Source organism: Marivivens aquimaris, from assembly GCF_015220045.1.
GTDB lineage: Bacteria > Pseudomonadota > Alphaproteobacteria > Rhodobacterales > Rhodobacteraceae > Marivivens > Marivivens aquimaris.
Genome location: NZ_JADBGB010000003.1, coordinates 141,122 through 161,833 on the forward strand (window position 1 = coordinate 141,122; position 20,712 = coordinate 161,833).

Sequence of the window (20,712 nt, forward strand, 5' to 3'; positions counted from 1 at the left end):
AAGTCCCACGCCGTCCCAGGAACGGAAAAGCAAGGAAGACAACATGGAACGTGTCGAACATCACGCCAGCTATGGCGGCTGGCAGGACGTGTATGAGCATGAGTCAATCAGCTTGGGTTGTCCGACGAAATTCGGCGTCTACTTGCCCCCGCAAGTCAAGGATGGGGCGGCGCCTGTGCTGTACTGGCTGTCGGGTTTGACATGTACCGAGCAAAATTTCCTTTCCAAGGCGGGCGCTCAGCGCTTTGCGGCTGAGCACGGCATAATACTCGTCGCTCCGGACACCAGTCCGCGAGGGGATGACGTCGCCGACGACCCTTCATATGACCTCGGTCAAGGCGCCGGTTTCTACGTGAACGCGACGCAGCAACCTTGGTCCAAGCATTACCGGATGTACGACTACATCGTGGAAGAGCTGCCCGATCTGATAGAGAGTCAATTCCCAGCAAGTCGTAAACGCTCGATCTTTGGTCACTCCATGGGTGGGCACGGCGCACTCGTCGCGGCGCTTCGAAACCCTGGGCGCTATAGCAGCGTATCCGCTTTTTCGCCGATCGTTGCGCCGAGCCAGGTTCCCTGGGGTGAGAAGGCGTTCACCGCGTATCTCGGCCCTGACCGGAATACATGGCTTGAGTACGATAGCGTCGAGCTCATCAAATCCGCACGTGAACGTTTGCCAATCCTGGTGCATCAGGGGCTCTCGGACGAATTTCTGGAGCGAGAACTCCGCTCCGAACTTCTCGAGGCTGCCTGCAGCGAGGCAGGCAACCCGCTTACGCTTCACAAGGTGCCAGACTACGACCACAGCTACTATTTTATCGCCAGCTTCATTGGCGACCATATCGCTCATCATGCTGCGGAGCTGAAAAAATGAACGGGCTCATGTCTAAGAATGGCCGCAAGGGAAAATCCCCGAACGACACAAACCATCGAGTGGTTGTGGTGGGAGCTGGCTTCGGTGGGCTTGATCTCGTTCAAAGTCTCGCAGGCAGCGGTGCTGACATTACTCTGATCGATCGCCGAAACCATCATCTGTTTCAACCTCTCCTGTATCAGGTGGCGGGGGCGTCCCTTGCGCCTTCTGAAATTGCCTGGCCGATCCGATCGATCTTCCGCAAGCGGGACGATGTCCGGACTCTGCTGGGGGAGGTTGTCAACGTAGATGCGGACTCGAAAACCGTGGAAATGGAAGACGGCTCCACGATCGGGTACGACACTCTCGTTATCGCCACGGGCGCCCGGCATTCCTATTTCGGAAATGACCAGTGGGAGCCGTTCGCTCCAGGCCTGAAGTCGCTAGAGGACGCCACGACCATTCGTCGGCGTGTGCTTCTGGCTTACGAGGAGGCCGAGCGCGAAGAAGATCCTGCGCGCCGTGCCGCCCTGCAGACTTTTGTGATCATTGGGGGCGGTCCAACCGGAGTAGAACTCTCGGGCACCATCGCTGAGCTTGCGCACCTGACGCTTAAGCGCGACTTCCGTTCGATAGACCCGCGCGAGACCCGGGTCGTACTCATTGAGGCCGGGCAGCGGCTTCTTTCGGTCTTTCCTGAAGACCTATCTGACTACACCCGCAAGGCGCTCGAGAAGCTTGGTGTCGAAATCAAGCTCGGAAAGCCGGTCACGGCCTGCTCATCCGAGGGGGTCATCGTCGATTGCGAACTGGTGCCGGCCAAAACGATCCTGTGGGCAGCCGGCGTACAGGCGTCACCGGCGGCGCGCTGGCTGGATGCAGAGGCGGATCGCGCAGGTCGTGTCGTCGTTGGTCCGGACCTCACTGTCCCGGGCCGCAGCGACGTCTTTGTGATCGGCGACACCGCCGCTGCAAAGGGGGCAGATGGGAAGCCGGTCCCAGGCCTCGCTCCGGCCGCCAAACAGGAGGGGCAATATGTTGCGAAGGTTATTCGTCAGCGCCTGAGTGGCTCCCGGGTTTCAGCGCCGTTCCAGTACAAGCACCAAGGCAATCTCGCAACGATCGGTCGCAGCCTGGCAGTTGTCGACATGGGGCGCTTCAAGCTTCGTGGCGCCTTGGCGTGGTGGATGTGGAAACTCGTCCACATTTACTTTTTGATCGGCGTACAAAACCGACTTAGCGTTGCACTCAGTTGGATGTGGACTCATGGTATCGGATACCGAGGTTCCCGCCTGATCACCAACCGTAGCTCGGGAGAGCGCGGCGAGGAGCCGGCACACGATAAGGAAGATTGATCGATTGACTGACGCCAGCAGCACAACGAACGGCAATCTGGAGGTCTATGGGTTTCCGGCCTATTCGCTCAGGCAGATTGCCGTTGATGAAGTCCATGCACGCCCATTCCCTTTCGTCGAAGCCCCGCGGACGCTCGTGCAGCTAGCGTTCATGAACGAGGGCAATCTGAACAAAGATCGGGAAACTCTCGAGGAAGTTTCAAAGCGAATGGGCGCTTCGCTCCCGGCGCAAGATGCTTTGCGTCACGAGTTAACTTTCGAAGAGGGTGATCTGCACTGCGAGAAGCACTCCGAGTTCTCCACGTATTTGTGGTGCGCGCCCAGAGACATGGATACCGAAAGTCCGATTGGAGACAATCCATTCAAAACCGGATTTACTCCTCCGGGCGCTGTCGTAAGCGGCGTCCGGTTGGATGTAGTCAAGTGGACAGAGGAGACTGCGAAGTACATTGATCGATTTGATCCGATCAGTCGCTGTCACTCGCTGGTCGAAGAAGGATCGGCCGAAATTGTCACGGACTTCCGCCAAGATGATGATGGGCTCACGCGCATTCTGATCCTTGATCGCGGTTTAAGCCCGACGAGACTCGGGGCACTCGCTCAGCGACTGCTGGAAATCGAGACCTACCGTACGTTGGCGTTGCTGAGCATACCCATGACGCGCGCTCTTGGGCCGCAATTGCGCGATATCGAAAAGCGCCTTGCCGCTATCACCGATGAAATGCGGCAAACCGCACGCCGCGACAGCGAAACGCTTCTTGCAGAGCTCACTGACCTGTCAGCAGAACTCGAGGCAGACACGGCCTCGAGTCTCTACCGTTTTGGGGCTAGTCGAGCCTATTACGAGATCGTAGAGGAACGCCTGACATCTCTGGGTGAGACCTTTGTTCCTGGCTGTTATCGCTGGCGCAACTTCCTGCATCGCAGGATAGCTCCGGCAATGCGCACCTGTAGGTCTATCGAGGAGCGGCAAGCCAGTCTCTCCGAGAAGTTGGCCAGTGCCACCACTTTGCTTCGCTCGTGGATCGATGTTCAGCTCGAACGGCAAAATGGCGAATTGTTGGCGTCGATGAATGATCGAGCGAAGTTGCAGCTGCGACTTCAGCAGACTGTGGAAGGCCTGTCGGTTGCCGCTATTTCGTACTATGTCATCGGTCTGCTGTCTTACCTCATTAAGGGTATTCCGGGCTTCTATGACGTCGCGAAGCCCGAGTTGGTAATCTCGGTTCTCGTTCCTTTGGTTTGTATCGGGGTCTGGTGGACCGTCCGTCGGATCCGGCAGGCTCATAGCCTTCACGAACAGTCCGTCGATACTGAATAGATATGGATCAGCGCCTTTCCGCCCGGGGAGATCGGTGAACTTATTTGGAGACGGGAGTATCGAATGTGCTCCGATTCCTGTCTCCAGAAACGGCGATCCTGTGGGTGGTTATTCGGCGCACTACAAATTAAAAATAGCTGGAGGTACTCTCGTGTCGACCAATACTTTCATTCTGCACTCTGGCTATACCCCGTCAGGGGATCAACCGGAAGCTATAGCTAGGCTTATCTCCGGCATTGAAAGTGGCGCGCACCATCAAACCCTGAAGGGGATTACTGGGTCTGGAAAAACCTTCACGATGGCGAACGTGATTCATCGCCTGAAGCGTCCAACTCTAATCTTGGCGCCGAACAAGACGCTGACCGCTCAGCTCTACAGCGAGATGAAACAATTCTTCCCTGAGAATGCTGTGGAGTACTTCGTTTCCTACTATGACTACTTCCAGCCCGAGGTGTATTTGCCGGGTAGCGATCGCTTTATACCGAAGGACTCGGCAATAAACGATCATCTCGAGAGGTTGCGCCTGTCTACCACGAAATCTCTCATTGAGCGACGTGATACAATTGTCGTCGCATCCGTTTCATCGATTTATGGAATGGGCGACCCGGAAGACTATCGGGCACTACAAGTTCATCTTGCCCCAGGAAACAGGACAAGTCTGGACTCGCTCCTGCAGAGCTTTGCAAAGCTTCAATACGATCGCACGGAAAATAAGCTCAAGCGGGGTACCTATCGGGTGGAAGGGGATACTGTCGAGGTGTTCCCGGCGGATTCCGAATACAAGGCCATCAGGATCGGCTTGCAGAATGGCGCCATTGGTGCCCTTCACTGGATTGACGCGGCCACTGGTGAAATCTTGGATCCCATCGACGATTATCGCGTGTCACCAAAAACCGTTCTCGCGACTTCAGCTAGCCAGGCGAAAATTGCTGCTAAGGCGATCCTTAGCGAGATGGAAGAGCGCGTCGCTCAGCTCAACAGAGAAGGGCGCCTTGTGGAAGCGGCTCGACTTTACGAGCGAATTACGCACGATATCGAGATGCTTCAGGACGTGGGCTATTGCTCAGGGATGGAGAACTACGCATGCTACCTGAATGGACGTGACCCTTCGCTCCCTCCGATCACCCTTCTGGACTACCTTCCCAAAGACGGCCTGCTTTTCGTTGATGAATCTCATGTGATGATTCCGCAGATTACGGCCATGTTCAGTGGTGATCAGAGTCGAAAGGATACACTCATCGAGTTTGGTTTCCGCTTGCCATCTTCTAAAAACAACCACCCCTTGAATTTCAGGCAGTTTGAATCCATCAAGCCGCAAACCATATTTGTCTCCGCCACGCCCGGTTCATATGAATTGAACGTTTCAAAAGAACATGTGGTCGAACAGATTCTGAGGCCGACGGGCCTTCTGGACCCGGAAGTTGAAGTCAGGCCATCGGAGGGTGCAATTGATGATCTCTTGAAAGAGATCAGGGAGCGCGCTGCAAAAAATGAGCGAGTCCTGGTGACGGCGCTGACCAAGGTCGCGACCGAGGAGCTGCACGCGTTCCTAGAAAGCAAAGGTGTCAGGGCGCGATATCTGCATTCGGATATCAAGACCGAAGATCGGGTCGAGATCATTAACGGGCTGCGGGCAGGTGAGTTTGACGTACTTATTGGTATCAGCCTCCTCCGCGAGGGGTTGGACATCCCAGAAGCATCCATGATCGCAATTCTCGAAGCAGATCGGGCTGGTTTCCTGCGGACGCCGCCGGCTCTCATTCAGATGATTGGACGGGTGGCCAGAAACCAGAACGGCAAAGCAGTGCTGTACGCAAATTCGACCACGCCGTCCATGCGGCGGGCTATGGCGGAGACCAATGATCGACGTGAGCGGCAGATAGCCTTCAACAACGAGCATCATGTTACGCCGACTTCCTCGGTGAGAAAGCTCAGCTCCGAGGAGGCGGCATCAGATGTGACCTCAGTCCATTCCGATGCATTCTGTGAAAACCTCTCTGATCTGTGCAATCAGATCAATTCAGCAGAGCATCGGCTTCTGGAAGCCGTGGATATCGGTGACGACATTCAGGTGGAAGATATCAGAAGTCGGCTGGATGGTCTCTACCGGCAGTTCATCTACCTGTAAGTCAAGAGATATGGCGGCTCCATGGACCATATTGGGGCCGCTATACCCATGGCGCCTAGGGTAAAATCTAGGCGGCGGGCGTGAGAAAGTGGATTGAATATGAAGAACCAAGCGCCTGACGCGATCAGTTCGAGTTTTGACACTCCTGATCGAGCTTCATGTGTTCAGGTTAGCGGAGCGCGTGAGAATAACCTGAAGAATGTCACTGTCGATATTCCGCGTGACGCTTTTGTCGTGTTCACGGGTATATCGGGCTCAGGCAAGTCATCTCTTGCTTTTGGGACGCTGTATGCCGAGGCGCAACGCCGTTATCTCGAGTCCGTTGCTCCCTATGCGCGCAGGCTGATTGACCAGGCCGGTGTGCCGGAGGTGGATGAGATCAAGGGTCTACCCCCTGCGGTGGCACTTCAACAGCAGCGAGGTTCTGTCAATGCGCGATCGTCGGTAGGCAGCATAACCACCCTTTCAAGTTTGGTACGTATGCTCTACTCGCGCGTCGGTGACTATCCTGCTGACCAACCGATGCTTTACGCCGAGGATTTTTCACCCAACACTGTTGAAGGGGCCTGCACGACTTGCCAGGGTATCGGGCGCGTCTATGAGGCAACCGAAAAGACGATGGTGCCGGACGCTTCGCTAACCATTCGCGAACGCGCAATTGCGTCCTGGCCTCCTGCATGGCACGGACAGAACCTGCGCGATATTCTCGTTTCGCTGGGGTACGACGTGGATATTCCTTGGCGCGATCTGCCGCGGGAACATCGGGACTGGATTCTCTTCACCGACGAACAACCGACGGTGCCGGTCTTTGCCGGCTTGACGCCTGATCAGACTAGGCTGGCGCAGAAGCGCGGATTGGAGCCCAGTTATCAGGGCACTTTCATTGGTGCGCGTCGTTATCTCTTGGAAACATTTGCCAATACAAAGAGCGCGCTGATGAAGAAGCGTGTGTCGCAATACATCCTCGGTGACGAATGCCCCAGCTGTCATGGCAAACGTCTCAAGAGCGAGGCCCTCACGGTGAAATTCGCGGGGTTGGATATCGCCGAATTCGGCGATCTGTCTCTGCTTGGACTTCGAGACTTGCTCTCACCAATTGCTGCGGGTGAATTTGGTGCAGAGCCGGATAGCGGGCACGGCGACATTCTCGACAAGGCCGTCCGTGACGCAGCGCTCGAACGTCGGGTTGCGGCCGGTGGTTCGGCGCACAAGAGCGCTCCAGATGTGCGTCGTACGCCCAATTTCTCGGAGGAAAAGAGGCTTGCCGCCCAACTCCTCGCGGCCGAATTGCTTGAACGCCTCGCGCCTCTTGTCGACCTTGGCCTTGGTTACATTTCTCTTGATCGCAGCACTCCAACGCTTTCCTCTGGGGAGCTTCAACGTCTGCGCCTCGCCACGCAATTGTCGTCGCAACTCTTCGGAGTGGTCTATGTGCTGGACGAACCCTCAGCGGGTTTGCATCCAGCGGATGGCGAAGCATTGCTCTCGATCCTTGAGCGGCTCAAGGCGGCTGGGAACTCGCTCTTTGTCGTCGAGCATGACCTCGACGTGATCCGTCATGCCGAGTGGCTGATTGATGTCGGCCCGGGTGCTGGAGAGTATGGCGGCAAGGTAATCTATAGTGGGCCGCCTCAAGGGTTGGCCGATGTAGAGGAGTCTGCCACGCGCCGCTACCTGTACGCCGATACAGTCCGCGAAGAGAGAACGCCGCGCGAGGCCAGGGCATGGCTACGTCTCGAAAGTGTAACGCGCAACAATTTGCGGGGTGTGGATGCAGCCTTCCCGGTGAGCTGCTTCACTGCGGTCACGGGAATATCAGGGTCTGGGAAGTCCAGCTTGGTGAGCCAGGCGCTGCCCGAGCTCGTTGCCGAACATCTTGGCAGCCCCTCGCCACTGGCTCAAGACGAGGATGGTGATCCTTTGACGGACGAAGTGGCTGAAGAGACGGAAGGGCGCATCGTCGCTGGAATGGAGCATATTCGGAGGTTGGTGCAGGTCGATCAGCGACCGATCGGGCGGACGCCGCGCTCAAACTTAGCGACCTACAGCGGCTTGTTCGACCATGTCCGAAAGCTCTTTTCGGAGACCCCTCTTGCGCGTCAACGTCGTTATCGGCCCGGCAGATTTTCCTTCAATGTGGCGCAGGGCCGTTGCCCCGTGTGTGAAGGAGAGGGTTTCATGATGGTCGAGCTCCTTTTCCTTCCCAGCGTCTACGCACCCTGTTCGACCTGTCACGGCAGCCGCTACAACCCTCAGACGCTGGAAGTAGAGTGGAACGGTCGCAATATCGCCCAGGTCCTCGAGCTGACAGTGGATGCCGCGTGCGATTTCTTCTCGGGGGAGGCATCCATCATGCGCTCGTTGGATGTGCTGCGAGACGTTGGTCTCGGATACCTCAAGCTCGGACAGCCTGCCACAGAACTGTCTGGTGGTGAGGCGCAGCGCATCAAGCTCGCAACGGAACTCCAGAGTGCGCAGCGCGGCAACACGATCTACATCCTCGATGAGCCCACTTCGGGACTGCATCCATCGGATGCGGATCGGCTCATGAGGCATCTTCAGAGCCTTGTGGACGTAGGAAATACGGTCGTGATCGTCGAACACGACATGCGCATCGTCTCCCAAGTAGACTGGGTCATCGATTTGGGCCCTGGGGCCGGAGACGAGGGCGGGCGTGTCATTGCCAGTGGCATCCCTAGTGTTGTTGCTAGCACACCGGGCAGCTTCACCGCACAATACCTTAAGGCGGCGCTATAGCTGGCCCCTACAGCCGCGGTGAAGCGAGCCGGGAAGGTCGCACGAGGTGCCTACGAAATCACGGTTTGGGACACGTCCGGGAAATCTCTCGGTCGGTGCGGCGAGGTTCTTGAGGAAGGAAATGGTGTCACCTCCAGAAAGCACAGAAGGCACATGATCGAAGTACTGGACAAGACACCTGGGCGATCAAACGGATCATCAATGACCTGCAAGACCGAAAACGCGCCAAGACCATACGGATCTTGGAAATTCAAGCATTTCGCTCCCGAAAGATAGAGCCATGGCGACACGTATCATATTCGTGGCCGCGGCGGTTTCCGTGGGGATTGTCGCGATCGCCCGTACGTCCGGTCTGACTTGGGGCGCAGAGGAGCGCGCCGCCCGTTCGGCAAAGCTCTACTGGCGCGAATGCGCTGGCTGCCACGGCACTTCTCTTGAAGGCCAACAGGGATGGCAAGAAGCCGTGTTCGACTACCGTTCCGCTGCGCCACCACTCAACGGGACGGGGCATACGATGCAACACACTGACCACGAGCTCTTGAAGACCATTCAGAGCATGGCAATCCGTGGAAAGGGTCATGCAGGACCGTCCATGTACAAGAGCTTTTCTGAAAGAGACGCGCGTGAGCTATTGGATTGGATCAAGTCGCATTGGCAAAAAGAAGATCTCCGCGAACAGCGGCGTGCGATCGATCTGGCGCCTGAAGTCTTCAGCGCCAGCCCGAATGGAGAGCCTGGATTGATTTGGTAGAGGTGGACCTCAGCGCGGACGGAAGCAGAAAGGGTCGGAGAATAGATAGGGGGTGGAACGCAGACCCCTTCCGAGAACAAGCAAGTTTCGAACGGCAAGCAGCTGTGAACGGTTCCTTTCCCGGGGAGGGGCACAGCGTAATGTCGCGGTCTACTTCAGGTAGGTACGCAAGATCTTCATAACACCTTGCACGCCGTCGTCATTGGCGCCAGAACCACTTTCGCCATCCGGCTTCACCCCAGGTACGAAGGTCTCTTTCAGATGGCTTTCCATGACCTCAGCCATCAGACCGTTTGTGGCGCCACGCATGGCCACGATTTGCTGGAGCAGTGGGGCGCAGTCAGTGCCAGCTTCGATCGCGCGTTCCAGGGCCTCTACCTGGCCCTTGATGCGGCGCAGGCGGGTTATGGCCCGCTTCTTTTCTTCTGGTGAATGTGGCATTCGTACGCTCCTGAAACAAATTTAGATCATACTATACAGGAGGGGAGTTTCAACCGCTTCAACTGAACGTGTTTTGGATCAGGCGTCATTTGCCGTTGACAGCTTTTTGGGCGCATGTCGCCCGCAATATGTAAAGTGATGAACGCGGAAGTGCCAGGGCTTGAGATGGAACGCCTCGAAGCGCTCGGCGAGTTGCGCATCGGTCAGCAGTGCCTGCCGGGCCAAGTCCGTTCCGGCACAAACCAGTGGAATCCGCAGGTCATTGGCCAGAAACCGGATCGCATTGAGAAAAATCCGCTGCTGACGGAAGGTACCGGCCAGCATGCCGTTCACCTCGTCGAGGATGATCATCTTCGCGCCCACGGTCCGCAGCAACGACCGGCAGATATCCTTCTCACGGGCGAGCGTGCAGCCTGTCATCGCCGGCGCGCCCATGGCGGCCAGAAGTTCGCGGTAAAGATCGCGCTCGATGGGCTCGGATGGCACTTGCGCAACAACCACCGGGCGGTGGTCAACGCCGGTAATCTGGCTGAACTTCGGCGGGTGGTCGCGTTCGAACTTGCGGACGATCTTGGTCTTGCCCATGCCGGTGTCACCGTAGATCAGCAGGCAGGGCATCCGGTCCCGCGGCGGATAGGTCAATAGGTTCTCCAGACGTGCCAGAGCGGTCCCGGACTGATCGAAACCGATCCAGCGGTCGGCCCGGATCCAGGCAATGCGCTCATCATCCGGCAGCGCCGCAAACCGGCGGTAGGTCGGATCGAGATGTGCAAATGCGCTGCCTTCGGTCACGACCATTCCTCAACTTCGAACCCCGGGTGGTCCCTGAGCACATTCTCGCTTTCCTTGGGCTCCGTACCGGCATCTACAGCCTCGTAGGCCCCTACCCCATCAAGCGCTCGGTCCCGTCTCTCGGAAAACCGCCTTGCCTCCCGTGTCCTGCTGCTGGCAGCATCAACCAGGGCGCGCTGTTCCTCGATCACCGCGAATATGAGGGCTTCATCCTCGAGCGCCCGCCCGCGCTCGCGCAAAATCGCCTGCGCACGGCGATGCTCCGCAAGCGTGATCGACGGATGGCGCAGATCGGCAAACCGGACAGGATAGCGCTGGCCCTGAGGACTCCGCGCGAAGATTGTGGAGAGGTCGCGTGGATCGTAGGACACCCGCAATTGCCGGTCCTGCCGGCCCGCCCAGAGGCTCAGGATATCGTCCCAATACCGCAGGCCGAAGAGATGGATGCCGTCGCGGCGCACCATGCGTTCCGTGCTCGGCAGGAAGTCGACCCGGAACCCCTCCGCGTCGTAAGGCAGGCGCAATGGTGCCTCGCGCCGCCCATAGGCCTCGTTCCAGGCCGCGACTGGCGGAATGCCGAGCGAACGGTGCCGTTCAGCATGATAACGGGTGATTTCCAGCGCCAACCAGTGCTCCAACTCGTCAAGCGTCATCGTCGACTTTGCCACGGAATCGTAGTCGCCACGGTCCTTGATGCTGCTGAAGGTCGATCCCGGCAGCAGGTGGACCGCTCCCATCATTGTGCCGATCAGCCGCTCAATGTGACCGCCGTAATGCGGCGCCCCAATCGGCCGGTACTGCAGCGAAATCCCGTGCTCTTCCGCCCCGCGTTTCATCGCCTTCGAGCGGAACTCCTTGGCATTGTCGAGGTGAATGGTCTCCGGCAATCCCTCCGCGGGCCAGTCCGCGTCGATACCCAGGCCCTCCAGCCAGTCGAATTTGGGTTGCACCAGGTGCTGAATGGCCAGCGCCACCGACAAGGCCGACGGTGGCTCCAGCGTCAGATAAAACCCTGCCACCATACGGCTCGCGACGTCGATGGCGAGCGTCAGCCAGGGCCGTTGCAAAGGCTTCCGATGAACTCGGTCCACGACGATGACATCCACAAGCGTGTGGTCGATCTGAACCACCTCATAGGCCCGTTCGACCTGATAGCTGCCCGGCACCGGGTGATGGCGCTGGCGAGAGGCCTTGGCGCCCTCACGTGCTGCCGTGAGCTCCGCCGGATCTATCGCCGCCACACGGTCCCGCAGCGTGGTCCAGCACGGGGGACGTAGACCCCTCTGACTGCACAGCCTGCGCACCTCCTTTTGCAGGGCGTTGATGCTTGGCTTCTGGAGGGACTTGTAGAATTCCTCGATCGCCCCCGAAATCACCGCTTCGATCTCGTCAGGCAGCCGGCGGCTGCCCGTCGGTGTCCCAACCTGAGCCGCCAGCAAGGAACTGGCGACCGGGCGCGCCTTGTACGCTGAGATCAATTCGTACAGGCGAGAGCGCTTGAGACCAAGATCGCGGCAGGCCTTTAGGAATTCGGCACGGTTCGGTGACGCCTTGCTTGCAAGGCGGCGGATCACAGCTTCCCGCGCAACCGCCTGTTCCCACGCAGCATCGTCGACGGCGTTGATGTCTGATCGATCCACCATGGCCAAACCCGGAAAATAAGTGTCTTATGTCCGATAATGAAACTATAATCCGGGAATGAAACAAGAACATGAACGCAATGATATCAATACGTTAGTGTCCACTCATGGAACAAGAACGACATGAGCAGTCTCACGAATAACGGCACCAAAATTGTGGGTTCGAGCGGAACTGAGTCTGACATTTCAAGCTCAGCACCCCATGCCGTGCCGAACAGTGATGAGCGCGACGTGAGAACCTCTCGGGACCAAGTCTCAATCACCCTGCCCGCTCATGTGGCCGGCTCCGGCGCGCTCGACCGGCTGATCGACACCGCCCGCGACTACGCCGAAGCCTCGACGGCCGAGAACACCAACAAGGCCTACGCGGTCGACTGGAAACACTTCACCCGCTGGTGCCGGTTGAAAGGCACGGATCCCCTGCCCCCCTCGCCCGAGATGGTCGGGCTCTATGTGGCAGATCTGGCCGCCGCGACCGGGGCGTCCCCTGCTCTCTCGGTCTCCACCATTGAGCGCCGCCTCTCCGGCCTCGCTTGGAACTACAGGCAGCGCGGGCTCACTCTTGATCGTAAGGACCGCCACATCGCTACCGTTCTGGCTGGGATCAAACGCAAGCATGCGCGCCCACCGGTTCAGAAAGAAGCAATCCTGCCTGAGGACATCCAGGCCATGGTGGCCACCCTTCCCTACGATCTCCGCGGGCTCCGAGACCGGGCGATCTTGCTTCTGGGCTATGCAGGTGGCCTGCGCCGGTCGGAGGTGGTCTGCCTCGATGTGCATAAGGACGATACACTGGATTCCGGCGGTTGGGTCGAGGTCTTCGACGGCGGCGCCCTGCTCACCCTCAATGCCAAGACTGGCTGGCGCGAGGTCGAGGTCGGGCGTGGCTCAAGCGACCAGACCTGTCCCGTCCACGCGCTGGAGAAATGGCTACACTTCGCCAAGATTGACTTTGGCCCGGTCTTCGTGCGCACATCGCGTGATGGCAAACATGCGCTCGAGGCCCGCCTTTCCGACAAGCACATCGCACGGCTGATCAAGGCGACCGTTTTGAAGAGCGGTGTCAGGGCCGATCTGCCGGAAGCCAAACGGCTAGCGATGTTCTCCGGCCATTCCTTACGTGCCGGACTCGCCTCGTCGGCAGAGGTTGATGAGCGCTATGTTCAAAAGCAACTCGGACATGCGTCGGCCGAAATGACCCGCCGTTATCAGCGCCGCCGCGACAGGTTCCGGGTGAACCTGACCAAAGCCGCAGGGCTGTGACGCTCAGGATTCTTGACGTGTTGATGAAGCGCTAAGGTGAAATTCCGGCGCTTCAGTTTCAGCTTACGGCTTCAATTGAAATCGGGAACTAAACGCGACAACCAGAGATCCTCTTCGTGAGACTCTTCATCCTCCTCGATTGTGATGAGGGGGTCATCGAAATCATCAGTCAATGCGGACGGTTGGGGTTTCATATGTGCAAAATACTAATCTTTTGCACATTACTCAAGTAATTATGTGGCGGTTGCCGACGCTCTTTATATAGTATGCGCGCGCGACTGCCGGTGAAACCTCTCAGATCGCGCTCAGCGCAAGGAAACCAAGGGATTATGGACGAATACAACGAGAGAGTAGTTGCTTGCATTCGTTTACAAACGGTCGTTTAGTAACGGTATATGAAATTGCAAACGGCCGATTTTCATGCCCCTGATAGGCTATGCGCGCGTATCCACAGAGGATCAGACCCCCCTGCCCCAGTCTGAGGCCCTGCAAACTGCGGGATGCGTCGAGATCTTCGAAGAGCACGCCTCAGGCGGCAATCGTGCCCGGCCGGTGCTTGCCCGCTTGCTGGAGCGCATTAGCAAGGGCGACACGCTGGTTGTCGTACGGATCGACCGCCTCGCGCGGTCCCTGTCACATCTGCTGGAGGTGATCGAGCGGCTGGAGGCCAAGGGTGCTTTCTTTCGTTCCATTCAAGACCCCATCGACACCGGATCCCCGCAGGGCAAGTTCACTTTGCAAGTGCTGGGGGCTGCGGCCGAGTTTGAGCGCGCCCTTATCCGGGAACGAACCAAGGCCGGCCTCGCCAGCGCGCGCACAAAGGGCCGCGTGGGCGGGAACCCTGGGCTGCGGGCCAAAGACCCAACCGCTCTTCGCAAGGTGCGGCTGGCGCGACAGGACGGCTACATGGAGCGTCTGAACGAGACGGCACAAGATTGGGTGCCCCATGTGCGCCGGTTACGCCCCGACTTGGCTTGGGAAGACGTGGTGCGCATCGTCAACGGCCCCTTGCCCGAGGCGCGTCGCTGGACCCAAAGCCGCCTGCTGCGCGCTGTGAAGGCCTATGTCCGCGACGGCTTCCTGCCTGCCGAGGTGCTGGCCCGCGCCGGGCGCCGCGAAACCGACGACCGCCTGCCCGCAATTATTGCTGGCATCAAGGGCGCAGATCCCGACATCACGCTTCAAGCGATCTGTGAACGGCTGGAATCTATGCGCGAACGCACACCACGTGGCCGAACGAGATGGCAGCCCTCATCGGTCAAGATGCTGCTGGAACGGGCTGAGAGACTGGGAATGATTTAAGAGACTCAGATTCGTTCTTTGGAAGCAAAACCGCCTATGTGAATCGGGTACATCTTGCGTTTAAGTGATGGCAGCGACACAAGCACTTGACGCGCTGGATCCGAGAAATAAGATAAGTCATTGTAAATAAATGATTTCACCGGATACCGGCCCACCATCTGAAAAAATCCTTGCCTGTCAAACGCTTTCCTGACATTTTTGCGGAAGAACGCTAACCATCAGTTTCCGGCGGTTTTGCGTTCCTTCTCAAGATAGACCCGGAAGACGGGCGGCGGGACGGGCATGAACGAGCAGCGGATCAGAATGGATCAAAAGATCCAGACGATGGCGACACGTCTAAGCAAATCGCTTGATGTGAATATGCGCAAGTCGTTTCTACCTGATGAACGAAAGGCTCTCAGACGCTTCTCATCCACGGAAGTTGCCCAGATCCTCGGTGTAAGCCAAGATTTTTTGCGGAAGATGTTTTTCGAGGACAAGCTCGATCTCGGTGATATCGAGACAGACGCCCGCGGCCGCAGGTTCTACACTGCAGAGCAAATCGATATAGCGCGCCACGAAATAGCCCGGTCAAGCACCAAGTTCCAGCATATCGTTCCTCGTCGTCGGGATGGGGAGCATATCCAGATCATTTCGATCGCCAACTTCAAAGGGGGCGCTGGGAAGACGACAACGGCGATCCATCTGGCCCAAAAGCTTGCCCTTGATGGTTATCGAGTTCTGGCAATCGATCTCGACCCACAAGCCTCAATGACCACCATGTTCGGTTTCCGGCCGGAAATCGACTTCCCTGAGGCCGGAACGGTGTACGATGCCCTTCGGTACGAGGACCCTATCCCATTTAGAGACGTTGTGCGCAAAACGTATTTCCACAACCTCGATCTAGCCGCGGCCGGCTTGTTGCTCTCTGAGTTCGAGACCGAAACCGCACACGCCCTTCGAAACAATATCAGGCCGCCGTTCTATCAGCGGCTTGCCCTTTGCATTAATGAAGTTGAGCCAGACTACGATATTGTCGTCATCGACTGCCCACCGCAACTCGGGTTTACCACACTATCGGCTTTGGTGGCGTCGACATCCCTAGTCGTCACTGTCATTCCAAGCATGCTTGACGTCGCCTCGATGGCCCAATTCCTGCAGCTCACATCCAGCCTCATGGCAACAATTGCTGATGTGGGCGCATCGCCCGACTGGGACTTCATGAGATTTCTAATCACTCGTTTCGAGCCCAATGACGGCCCTCAAACCCAGATGGCGGCATTCCTGCGGACCATGTTCACGGATGACGTTCTTACTCAGCCTTTCCTGAAATCCTCTGCAGTCTCTGACGCTGGGCTCACGCAACAGACACTGTTCGAGATCGCTAGAACGGATTTTCATCGCCAGACGTACGATCGGGCTATCGAGTCCATCAACGGGGTTGTGGCGGAGGTCGAAGGGCTCATCAAAACGGCATGGGGGCGTAAGTAATGGCCCGCAAAGTCACATTCGACATTCCCGAGGATGAAGAAAAGCAGCAGAGCTCGTCGATTTCTCCGACTCGAACCCAGTCACGAGCCCCTGCCCTTTCGGGAATGGCCCGTTCTCTTCAGGATGCGGCACAATCTTCAATTCAAGAAATCAGTACCGACCTTATTGATGATTCCGAGTTCCAGGATCGTCTGGCCCTGGATGACGAAGATGACATCAGGGAACTGGCTGAAAGCATTGACAAGCAGGGACAGCTTATCCCGATACTTCTGAGTCCCGAAGGGGGCCGGTACAGGATCATCTATGGGCGCAGGCGATTAGCGGCCCTTCGACTTATTGGCAAGCCCGCAAAGGCTCTCATCAGAGGCTTGGATGAGGATCAAGCGATTCTTGCACAAGGCCAAGAGAACAGCTTCCGAAAAGACCTCAGCTGGATCGAGAAAGCCCTGTTTGCACGTTCTCTCATAGAGTCCGGCAAGGATGAGGGACTGGTCTGTGACGCCCTCAACATCGATCAGAAAGCCAGGAAAGCCGGTGACAAGCTCACGGGACTTGCTCGCATGAAACAAGTCACTTCCTGTATTCCGACTGAACTCATCCAAAAGATCGGGGCGGCACCCGGGGTTGGACGGGATCGTTGGTATGCTGCCGCAAAGTCTTATGAGAGCCTTGGCTTCTCTGGAGATGAAGGGTTTCCGGCCGGAAACCGAGAATTCCATGACGCTCTCATGGAATCCAGAGGTTCAGGCAAGACCTCCGACGAACGCTTTGCGATCTTCGAAGGGCTCCTGAAACAGCACAAGCCCCCTGCCCCATCGGCGATCAAGACAAAACTCGGGATGGTGAAGGTCACCAAAAGAAACGTGATCATCACCGTCAAGAACGGAGATGACGGGCTTCATAAGTGGATCTCTGAGAATCCAGAGGCCGCTCTTCTAGCGTTGGCGAACGCGAAGGCCGCTGGTCCAGGGCAGATCATTACCCCAGAGAAAATGGAACCCATAGGTAACCCAGTCTCCGGCAGGGATCAGGATCTTGATGGTCCTGACATAGACGATAACAAAAACTGAGCAGAAAGGAGGACAGGCCAGAAAAGGAAAGACCCCCCGAAAGCAGTGCTTCCGAAGGGCCTCGATTAGCTTAGACACCTGATTGATACCCCGAAGCCGAATCGTTTTCAACACCGTTCGCGGTGAACGGGGAAGCTTTTTCAGCCGAAATCATCATGAGACAGGTATTTTCTCACACACCCGCCTTGGCGGAACGATCGTCTGTACCCGGTACGAACCCGTACAGGGTAATCGAGCCGATCCGAGCGCTTCGCAAAGAACTCGGTCTGACACCAAATGACCTGGTAACACTGCAGGCCTTGATCAGCTTCATGCCGAAGAAGGCCGGACAAACAGCTCCAATGACTATCGTCTTTCCCTCAAACGCATCATTGTCTGAGAGAACGAACGGCCTGAACGAGAGAACGATTCGACGGTGTATCGGACACCTCGTGGATGCCGGGCTGATCCAGCGCAGGGATAGCGCAACCCGCAAACGGTTCCCTCTTCGCTACGGTGGATTGATCAGAGATGCCTTTGGCTTCGATCTGCAGCCAATGTATAATCGGGAAAGAGAGCTCACCGAACACGCAGAACAGCTTGTGGGCGATCAGGAAAAGCTACGGTCACTCAAGGCGGAGGCACTGGCTCTTCGTGTCGAGGCTTTGCGCCAAGCAAAGGATGTTGAGACTGTCTCATTTCTCCAGAACGTACGAAACATCCTACGCCGTGCAACTCTCAAAGCCGACGAAATCATAGAGCTTATCAAGAGGCTGGCAGAGTTGGTCGGAGCGACCATCAGAGAGTTTCCGGCCGGAAACCATGACGCTCAGGAAACAATGCCCGACCAAATGTCCGGCGACGACGGACAAAATGTCCGGCACGTAGAACCCACAAGATTGAATATAAAAAAAGATAGAGCAGATGCACACTGCACATCTGGTTTTCAGGAACGCCGAGATCCAACAATTATGGCATGGACGGACCTGAAAAACGTATCGGACTTCTTCCCGCATGAACCAAGAGATCATCAATCAGTTCTCGAAATATTGGCCGATGTCGGAAGATTGCTAAGAATAGAACAGGGCAGGATCATGAAACACCTTAGAGAACGAGGTCCAGGGCAGCTCCTTATTGCACTCGACGAATTAATTTTGAGAGCCAGCACAGGACAGGTGAAAAACAACAACGCCTACCTCGACGCTATGATGAGGCAAGGGACGTGATGGTCTTATCACGCTCACTCAACCAGTTTGTAATTGAGCGTAGTCTTCGATCCTCCGGCAAATTTTCCCGGATAGTTCCAACCATAAGGTCATCGAGAGGGAAAGGAGTGTTGGTTTGAGGGTGACGGGAAGTGAGATCGGGAGAGTGGCTTCCGGCGCCCGTCGTGGAGAAGATCTGATGACCAAAGCTGTCCAGGAAATCACCCTGTCCCCTTCACGGGATATCCCTTTCGACAAGCTGGTGCTGAGCTAGTCCAATGTGCGGCGCATCAAGGCTGGCGTGTCCGTCGAGGAACTGGCCGAGGACATCGCCCGCCGCGGTCTCTTGCAAAGCCTGAGCGTGCGGCCCGTGTTGGCTGACGATGGGACCGAGACCGGCAACTTCGAGATCCCGGCCGGGGGTCGTCGCTTCCAAGCCTTGTCCCTGCTGGTGAAGCAGAAGCGTTTGGCAAAGACCACGCCCATTCCCTGCATCGTGCGGGATGCTGCGTCCGACATCCTGGCCGAGGACGATTCCTTGGCCGAGAACATGCAGCGCGTCGCCCTGCACCCGCTCGACCAGTTCCGCACATTTGTGGCGCTGCGCGACAAGGGGCAGAGCGATGCAGAGATTGCTGCAGCCTTCTTCGTGACGCCGCAGATCGTGAAGCAGCGCCTCAAACTCGCTTCCGTCGCCCCTGCCCTGCTTGAGATCTATGCCGAGGATGGCATGACGCTGGAGCAGCTCATGGCCTTCACCGTGAACCCTGATCACGCGCGTCAGGTTCAGGTCTGGGATGTGATCCATTCATCCTGGAACAAGGAGCCATTCCAGATCCGACGCATGCTGACCGAGACCTCGGTCCGGGCGTCAGACCGGCGTGCGGTCTTCGTGGGTGTTGATGCCTATGAAGCGGCGGGCGGCACGATGCTGCATGATCTCTTCCAGGGCGATGACGGTGGGTGGCTCGAGGACCCAGCCCTGCTCGATCGGCTGGTGACGGAAAAACTCCAGGCCGAGGCTGAGACAGTTGCGGTTGAGGGCTGGAAGTGGATCGAGGTTGCACTCGACCTGCCCTACGGCTACAGCCATGGCCTGCGATCCCTGTCCGGCGATCCGGCACCTATGACGGATGACGAAGGTGCGGCCCATGCCAAGCTGCTCGCCGAGTACCGGGCGCTCGAGGAGGAATACGCGGGTCAGGATGAAATCCCCGACGAGGTCGACACGCGACTTGGCGTGTTGGAAACGGAGATGGAAAAGATCGAGACCCGGCCGTTGATCTTCCATGCGGAGGAGATCGGGCGAGCCGGGGCGTTCGTCACGCTCGACCGTTACGGCGCTCTGGCAGTCTATCGCGGGTATGTGCGTCCAGAGGATGAGCCCGTTGACGAGACCGCGGTCCAGGACGGTACTGATCCTGCGGTGGCGGGGCAGGGGGATGATCGTGATCCCATCGATAGCTATGACAGTGCCGCTCATGTCGGAACCATCATCATGTCGGGTGGTCAGCCAATTGGTGGCGACCTGCCAGAGGATGAGGATGACGGGGCGTTGAAGCCACTGCCCGAGCGGTTGGTCATTGAGTTGACGGCCCACCGGACGCTGGCGCTGCGTGAAGCGATCGGGCGCTCTCCCGACGTGGCATTGACGCTGCTGCTGCTGAAGCTGGTGACGGACACCTTCCGCACCTCCTCTGCTTCGGGCAGCTGTCTCGAAGCCTCAGTGCGTCACGTCTACATGTCGGCGCAGGCGCCCGATCTCAAGGACAGCGTGGTGGCCAAGCTGGTCGACGAGCGTCACGCGGAATGGGAAGCCGATCTGCCGCTTGGCGATGATGCAGCACTCTGGGACTATCTGACGGTCCTCGACCAGGGCAGTCGGCTGGCCTTGCTGGCGCATTGCCTCAGCTTCGGCGTCAATGCGCTGCATGAGAAGGTGAACCCATACGGGGCAGGCATCTCCGCAGGCGGACTGACCCGTCGTATGGCGCATGCCGATCTCGTGGCGCGCGCGACAGGTCTCGATATGGTGGAGGCGGGATGGGAGCCGACGGTGGACACCTATCTCAACCGCGTGCCCAAGGCCCGCATCCTCGAGGCCGTGCGCGAGGCGAAAGGGGAGGGGACTGCCCAACTCCTCGATCACCTGAAGAAAGGCGAGATGGCCAGTGAGGCCGAGCGCTTGCTGAAGGGCAGCGGCTGGTTGCCCGAGGTCCTGCGCCGGAACGATCTCGTGGCGCTGGACGGTGAGGGCCATGCCGAAGGGCAGGGGGCGGATGTCGATGCCGAAGTGGCCGACAGCGTCAGTGAGGCTGACCTTCCTGCATTCCTGACGGATGACCTGCCTGCTGAAGGCGCGTCGATGCTGGCCGCAGAGTAACG

The 20,712-nt window shown here is 57.7% G+C and carries 14 protein-coding genes and 1 pseudogene; 12 read left to right on the plus strand and 3 right to left on the minus strand.

Annotation, left to right across the window (positions count from 1 at the left end; all coding sequences use genetic code 11):
- Positions 1-43: 43 nt before the first annotated feature.
- The 6 genes from fghA to IF204_RS17850 all read left to right on the plus strand — a co-directional run bounded on the left by fghA (position 44) and on the right by IF204_RS17850 (position 9,165).
- On the plus strand, positions 44-874 hold the full coding sequence (fghA, locus tag IF204_RS17825) for an S-formylglutathione hydrolase (RefSeq protein ID WP_194098494.1): 831 nt from the start codon (positions 44-46) through the stop codon (positions 872-874).
- The gene (locus tag IF204_RS17830) at positions 871-2,208 is read left to right on the plus strand and encodes an NAD(P)/FAD-dependent oxidoreductase (RefSeq protein ID WP_228069606.1); all 1,338 of its coding nucleotides are present in this window, start codon (positions 871-873) and stop codon (positions 2,206-2,208) included. Before fghA ends, IF204_RS17830 begins: the two co-directional genes overlap by 4 nt.
- A 4-nt stretch (positions 2,209-2,212) precedes the next feature.
- A complete protein-coding gene (locus IF204_RS17835; RefSeq protein ID WP_228069607.1) occupies positions 2,213-3,529 on the plus strand; it encodes a DUF3422 family protein in 1,317 nt (438 codons plus the stop codon).
- Between the two features lie 151 nt (positions 3,530-3,680).
- On the plus strand, positions 3,681-5,657 hold the full coding sequence (gene uvrB / locus IF204_RS17840) for an excinuclease ABC subunit UvrB (RefSeq protein WP_194098495.1): 1,977 nt from the start codon (positions 3,681-3,683) through the stop codon (positions 5,655-5,657).
- Positions 5,658-5,756: 99 nt separating this feature from the next.
- The gene (locus tag IF204_RS17845; RefSeq protein ID WP_194098496.1) at positions 5,757-8,414 is read left to right on the plus strand and encodes an excinuclease ABC subunit UvrA; all 2,658 of its coding nucleotides are present in this window, start codon (positions 5,757-5,759) and stop codon (positions 8,412-8,414) included.
- A 280-nt stretch (positions 8,415-8,694) separates the two neighbouring features.
- On the plus strand, positions 8,695-9,165 hold the full coding sequence (locus IF204_RS17850; protein WP_194098497.1) for a c-type cytochrome: 471 nt from the start codon (positions 8,695-8,697) through the stop codon (positions 9,163-9,165).
- 150 nt (positions 9,166-9,315) lie between these two features.
- Here IF204_RS17850 and IF204_RS17855 read toward each other — a convergent pair whose 3' ends face one another.
- From IF204_RS17855 to IF204_RS17865, 3 genes are all read right to left on the minus strand, one after another.
- The gene (locus IF204_RS17855; RefSeq protein ID WP_194098498.1) at positions 9,316-9,606 is read right to left on the minus strand and encodes a metal/formaldehyde-sensitive transcriptional repressor; all 291 of its coding nucleotides are present in this window, start codon (positions 9,604-9,606) and stop codon (positions 9,316-9,318) included.
- Between the two features lie 78 nt (positions 9,607-9,684).
- The gene (locus IF204_RS17860; RefSeq protein ID WP_228069609.1) at positions 9,685-10,404 is read right to left on the minus strand and encodes a TniB family NTP-binding protein; all 720 of its coding nucleotides are present in this window, start codon (positions 10,402-10,404) and stop codon (positions 9,685-9,687) included.
- Complete coding sequence (locus IF204_RS17865; RefSeq protein WP_194098499.1) at positions 10,395-12,041, minus strand: Mu transposase C-terminal domain-containing protein; 1,647 nt, start codon at positions 12,039-12,041, stop codon at positions 10,395-10,397. The genes IF204_RS17860 and IF204_RS17865 overlap by 10 nt, the downstream gene beginning before the upstream one ends.
- Before the next feature lie 120 nt (positions 12,042-12,161).
- Here IF204_RS17865 and IF204_RS17870 point away from each other — a divergent pair, with 120 nt between their 5' ends.
- The 6 genes and pseudogenes from IF204_RS17870 (at position 12,162) to IF204_RS17895 (ending at position 20,710) form a co-directional block, all read left to right on the plus strand.
- Positions 12,162-13,301 (plus strand): tyrosine-type recombinase/integrase, encoded by a 1,140-nt coding sequence (locus IF204_RS17870; RefSeq protein ID WP_228069615.1) that lies wholly within the window; start codon positions 12,162-12,164, stop codon positions 13,299-13,301.
- Between the two features lie 420 nt (positions 13,302-13,721).
- Positions 13,722-14,603: a recombinase family protein gene (locus tag IF204_RS17875; RefSeq protein ID WP_068242631.1), complete on the plus strand. Its 882-nt coding sequence runs from the start codon at positions 13,722-13,724 to the stop codon at positions 14,601-14,603.
- A 282-nt stretch (positions 14,604-14,885) separates the two neighbouring features.
- Positions 14,886-16,073, plus strand: a complete 1,188-nt coding sequence (gene repA / locus IF204_RS17880; RefSeq protein WP_068242629.1) for a plasmid partitioning protein RepA — start codon at positions 14,886-14,888, stop codon at positions 16,071-16,073.
- The gene (gene repB / locus IF204_RS17885) at positions 16,073-17,143 is read left to right on the plus strand and encodes a plasmid partitioning protein RepB (RefSeq protein WP_068242626.1); all 1,071 of its coding nucleotides are present in this window, start codon (positions 16,073-16,075) and stop codon (positions 17,141-17,143) included. The genes repA and repB overlap by 1 nt, the downstream gene beginning before the upstream one ends.
- Before the next feature lie 122 nt (positions 17,144-17,265).
- A complete protein-coding gene (locus tag IF204_RS17890; protein ID WP_322743311.1) occupies positions 17,266-18,348 on the plus strand; it encodes a helix-turn-helix domain-containing protein in 1,083 nt (360 codons plus the stop codon).
- Positions 18,349-18,526: 178 nt separating this feature from the next.
- Positions 18,527-20,710 (plus strand): annotated as a pseudogene (locus IF204_RS17895) (ParB/RepB/Spo0J family partition protein).
- The last annotated feature ends 2 nt before the right edge of the window (positions 20,711-20,712 follow it).

Coding starts and splice junctions, on each gene's coding strand:
- fghA (WP_194098494.1), top strand. CDS start 44: ATGGAACGTGTCGAACATCACGCCAGCTATGGCGGCTGGCAGGACGTG.
- IF204_RS17830 (WP_228069606.1), top strand. CDS start 871: ATGAACGGGCTCATGTCTAAGAATGGCCGCAAGGGAAAATCCCCGAAC.
- IF204_RS17845 (WP_194098496.1), top strand. CDS start 5,757: ATGAAGAACCAAGCGCCTGACGCGATCAGTTCGAGTTTTGACACTCCT.
- IF204_RS17850 (WP_194098497.1), top strand. CDS start 8,695: ATGGCGACACGTATCATATTCGTGGCCGCGGCGGTTTCCGTGGGGATT.
- IF204_RS17855 (WP_194098498.1), bottom strand. CDS start 9,606: ATGCCACATTCACCAGAAGAAAAGAAGCGGGCCATAACCCGCCTGCGC.
- IF204_RS17860 (WP_228069609.1), bottom strand. CDS start 10,404: ATGGTCGTGACCGAAGGCAGCGCATTTGCACATCTCGATCCGACCTAC.
- IF204_RS17865 (WP_194098499.1), bottom strand. CDS start 12,041: ATGGTGGATCGATCAGACATCAACGCCGTCGACGATGCTGCGTGGGAA.
- IF204_RS17870 (WP_228069615.1), top strand. CDS start 12,162: ATGAGCAGTCTCACGAATAACGGCACCAAAATTGTGGGTTCGAGCGGA.
- IF204_RS17875 (WP_068242631.1), top strand. CDS start 13,722: ATGCCCCTGATAGGCTATGCGCGCGTATCCACAGAGGATCAGACCCCC.
- repA (WP_068242629.1), top strand. CDS start 14,886: ATGAACGAGCAGCGGATCAGAATGGATCAAAAGATCCAGACGATGGCG.
- repB (WP_068242626.1), top strand. CDS start 16,073: ATGGCCCGCAAAGTCACATTCGACATTCCCGAGGATGAAGAAAAGCAG.